This is a genomic window from Vibrio sp. 10N.222.49.A3, from assembly GCF_041475145.1.
GTDB lineage: Bacteria > Pseudomonadota > Gammaproteobacteria > Enterobacterales > Vibrionaceae > Vibrio > Vibrio tasmaniensis_A.
The window spans coordinates 1-3,778 of record NZ_JBFRVM010000177.1 but is presented as its reverse complement, the minus strand read 5'-3'; the positions used below and the strand labels follow the sequence as shown (position 1 = coordinate 3,778).

Genomic DNA, 3,778 nt, shown 5'->3' with positions numbered 1-3,778 from the left:
CTTATCCGAACGGCATTACAGCCATTGCTGGGGCTTTGTTGTTTATACACCCTTCTTTTTCAACATCGGTTCGACTTTTAGACACTCGTTCTTCAAGACGAATTTGATTAAAAATCGCTAAAAATTGTTCAAATAGCACGGTTGATGCGTAGAAAACCATAACTCAAGCAATAAGGTGATTGAGATTATGAGTTTGAAGAAACGATTAGAAGACGTAGCCCCGCGTTTTGAAGCCGGAGGTAAATACGAAAAGCTTTACCCAGTCTATGAGGCGTTTGCCACCATCTTTTATACGCCCGGCAACGTAAACCGAGGCTTGACCCACGTTCGAGATAGTATCGATCTCAAGCGAATAATGATTTTGGTGTGGCTAGCGACTTTCCCCGCGATGTTTTGGGGGATGTATAACGTCGGGCACCAGAGTGTCTCGGTACTAACATCCAGTTATCAACTTAACGAACTTACCTCGCTTATAGAGAGCAGTTGGCGCTTATCGTGGGCGTTTGGTGATGCACAGTCCTTAGTCGCAAGCGACTGGGGGCGCCAGATGTTCTTGGGGGCGCTCTACTTCCTACCTGTTTATGCCACCGTATTTGTGGTCGGGGGCTTCTGGGAAGTTTTATTTGCCGTTGTACGAAAACACGAGGTGAATGAAGGCTTTTTTGTAAGCTCGGTACTGTTCGCACTTATTCTTCCGCCAACTATCCCGTTGTGGCAAGCCGCTTTGGGTATCACCTTTGGTATCGTTGTCGCGAAAGAGCTGTTTGGTGGCACAGGGCGAAACTTTCTCAACCCTGCACTGGCGGGGCGAGCGTTTCTTTACTTTGCTTATCCCGCCAACATGTCCGGTGGCTTGGTATGGGTGGCAGCTGATGGTTATTCTGGCGCAACACCGCTCAGCCAATGGTATGAGGGGGGGAGCTCGTCGCTGATCAACAACATGACTGGTGAGGCCATCACTTGGATGGATGCCTTTATCGGTAATATTCCGGGCTCGATGGGCGAGGTTTCTTCATTGCTCATCATGTTGACAGGTCTGATTTTGATCGTCATGAAGATAGCGTCTTGGCGCATTGTGGCTGGTGTGATTGTTGGGCTTGTGGCAACGTCGAGTTTACTGAACTGGATTGGCTCTGATACCAACTCGATGTTCTCGATGCCGTTCTACTGGCACTTTGTATTGGGCGGTGTTGCCTTTGGCACTTTCTTTATGGCAACCGACCCAGTTTCTGCCGCGTTTACTAATCAGAGTAAGTGGGCTTACGGGATTCTGATCGGTGTGATGACGGTCGGTATTCGAGTGCTCAACCCTGCTTATCCAGAGGGCATCATGTTGGCGATCTTGTTTGCTAACCTGTTTGCTCCGCTGTTCGACTTTGTAGTGAAAGAGCAAAACATCAAACGTAGACAGAAACGAACATTGCGCTGATTTCAGTGCAGATAGGGAAAGCGATTCCCATAAGAAAGGCTTGCATCGCTGCAAGCCTTTCAATTTTTATTGCGATTGATTTGAAGTTGATTTAACTCCACTTCAAATCAATTTCGAACGGTTGGGTGTTACCACAATGCTCACCGCACATCTCGTCGTATGCACTGTTGTGTATCAGCATTGCTGACGATACGCCTTGATCACTGAAGTGGTCGCGGGCTTGGTTAACACTCAAAAACTTCATTGGGTGCTGGTGGTCGTCTTTGATTAACTGCTTTTGCTCGCCAATGATTTGGTAAGCCAAGTAGATCCCGCCTTCAAATGATTCAATGAGTAGATTCATAACAAACTCCATGTTGTTCTCGATAGTTCTTTGTTTCTGTATCTACGTTGATGGTTGTTTGAAGGTTCATGTGTGTTAAAAATGAAAAAACCAGAAGCTCAGCTTCTGGTTTATTCATAAGTAATCAAATTAACTCAAAGGTTAGTTGATTTTTTGCATGATGCTAACACGGCCTGTTGTTGATCCGTCTGGAGTCATTTTACGGCGAGTTAGCAATCCTTCGTCCCAGTTAGTACCAGCAGGTTGGTATTCCCATTTAATGATGTATTCTTGGTTATTACCATTTGCATCAACAGGACATTTATCTCCTGAACCAGGAATATAACCATTGTCAGTATCATCACAGAAGCGCACAACTGAGTTTAAATCTGTCAGGGTTGCTTTTGATTCACGTCCCGAAATGTTAAACCACCAATAGTCAATTGCAGCAAGCTCTTCATAGGTATACTTCTTGCCTGAGTCTTCAAGATCTGCCGGTGAGTTTGCATTGCACTCTTTCCCTGATACGGTAGCGCCCTCAGAATCAAATACCATTCTCATGACAGCATTTTGTCCATCAGCGCAAATCTGAGTGGTATCCCAAGAGCCAGTAAAGTCTACGTACCTTTCGTCGCTAGGTGTTTCTACGTGATAGTAGAAATTCAAACTTTCTTCGATGCGATTCTTTCCACTAGATTCGTTTGATGGGTCGTTTAACTCAGTTTTTGAACGAATTTGTGTGTATATTTTTGTAATTGGGTCATAGCTACCAGAAAGGGTTTCATATTGGTATGAAGGGTCTGCATCGCCTTCATCTCGATCATCTTCCAGTTTATTTGGCGTGTAGTGGTTGAGGATTTGTTGATTCCCTTCAATGAAAGGTACCTCATCGTAACGTCCTGGCTTAGGTGTGGTATTTTCTTTGCTTTTATCAACGGAGCGTTTAGAGTGAAGTCTGGGTGAGCTGTTTGATTGCAGCCTGCAGAACTTCCTGTCAATACACAGTTGATATACTCTTCAGCGTCTGCGTATGACAATAAAGAGTCGCTGTCACTTACAGCAATAAGACCATTGGCTGAATCTTGATAAGTGAAGTAAGGCGTGCCACGTGTATGTTCAAACACAGCTTTAGGGAGCATTTTGTCAGCGTGAACTAACATTGTCTTGTCGTTAGGGCGGTTGTTTGGATCGTTAATATCATACTGTCTCACCATGATTGAGCGAATGAATTGCCCATTTTTCGCTACAAATGGATTGGCATCAGTGCTGCCGCGAACAGTACCATATTTTTCTCCGAATGCTTTCTCCATATGAGCCAATGCTTCAGATTCACTAGTAATTGAAGTGACTCCCATCGCTGTCAGGAAGTCTGTAACAGAATCACGGTCATCTAGACTTAGGCTTTTCATCTTCGCTAACGTCGCTGCATCAGGTTCGCGCAGCGCATCTGGAATTGTCAGTACTTCATCAGAAGCGCTACCAGATTGGTTATCTAAAGACTGAAGTAGAATTGCTAAATTTAGAGCTCGGTCGTATTTGCCCGCTGCTTCAAATGGTGTCAGTACATCACGGTTTGATGCTGCCCCTACTTTCAAGCCATTTTCACCACCAATGAAGAAGGTCACCGTGTCGTCAGACTTAGCGGTAAATTCGCCTTCGCTGTTTGTGATGCCCTTTGAACCAGAGCTAGTGCTGTAGTAGATACCTTCAACAGCGGCATCGATAAACTTGTTGGTTGTTGTGGATGGTCCTGTCGGTGTTGTGACACCTGAATTAGAACTGTCGCTACCACAACCTGTTAAAGCCACTGCAATCGCTGCTGCGAGAATACTCACTTTTTTCATTACTCGTACATCCTTCATGTATTAGAGCTAATTGTTTTTTTTATGCGTGTAATTTTATAGCGCGCGATTGTAGTTTGATCTTGATTCCAAGTTAAGTATGTAAAATGCTGTTCGGTTAATAAGTATCCCGACCATACGGTAAAAAACAAAAAAAGCCGACACAGGTCTAATGCCGATCAGTTA

General features: G+C 44.6%; 4 protein-coding genes. 1 reads left to right on the top strand and 3 read right to left on the bottom strand.

The window, feature by feature from the left end; translation table 11 throughout:
* Positions 1–187: 187 nt before the first annotated feature.
* A complete protein-coding gene (locus AB4589_RS22020; protein ID WP_102257535.1) occupies positions 188–1,429 on the top strand; it encodes an NADH:ubiquinone reductase (Na(+)-transporting) subunit B in 1,242 nt (413 codons plus the stop codon).
* A 91-nt stretch (positions 1,430–1,520) separates the two neighbouring features.
* Here AB4589_RS22020 and AB4589_RS22015 read toward each other — a convergent pair whose 3' ends face one another.
* The 3 genes from AB4589_RS22015 to AB4589_RS22005 form a co-directional block, all read right to left on the bottom strand.
* Entirely contained in the window at positions 1,521–1,772 is a 252-nt protein-coding gene (locus AB4589_RS22015) for a DUF6482 family protein (protein WP_017103429.1), read from the bottom strand.
* A gap of 141 nt (positions 1,773–1,913) precedes the next feature.
* Positions 1,914–2,417: a hypothetical protein gene (locus AB4589_RS22010; protein WP_372101683.1), complete on the bottom strand. Its 504-nt coding sequence runs from the start codon at positions 2,415–2,417 to the stop codon at positions 1,914–1,916.
* A gap of 47 nt (positions 2,418–2,464) precedes the next feature.
* Positions 2,465–3,595, bottom strand: a complete 1,131-nt coding sequence (locus AB4589_RS22005) for a hypothetical protein (protein ID WP_372101682.1) — start codon at positions 3,593–3,595, stop codon at positions 2,465–2,467.
* Positions 3,596–3,778 lie beyond the last annotated feature (183 nt).

What these genes read in the sequence shown, in the direction of transcription:
- AB4589_RS22020 (WP_102257535.1), top strand. Translation starts at nt 188, where the DNA reads ATGAGTTTGAAGAAACGATTAGAAGACGTAGCCCCGCGTTTTGAAGCC.
- AB4589_RS22015 (WP_017103429.1), bottom strand. Translation starts at nt 1,772, where the DNA reads ATGAATCTACTCATTGAATCATTTGAAGGCGGGATCTACTTGGCTTAC.
- AB4589_RS22005 (WP_372101682.1), bottom strand. Translation starts at nt 3,595, where the DNA reads ATGAAAAAAGTGAGTATTCTCGCAGCAGCGATTGCAGTGGCTTTAACA.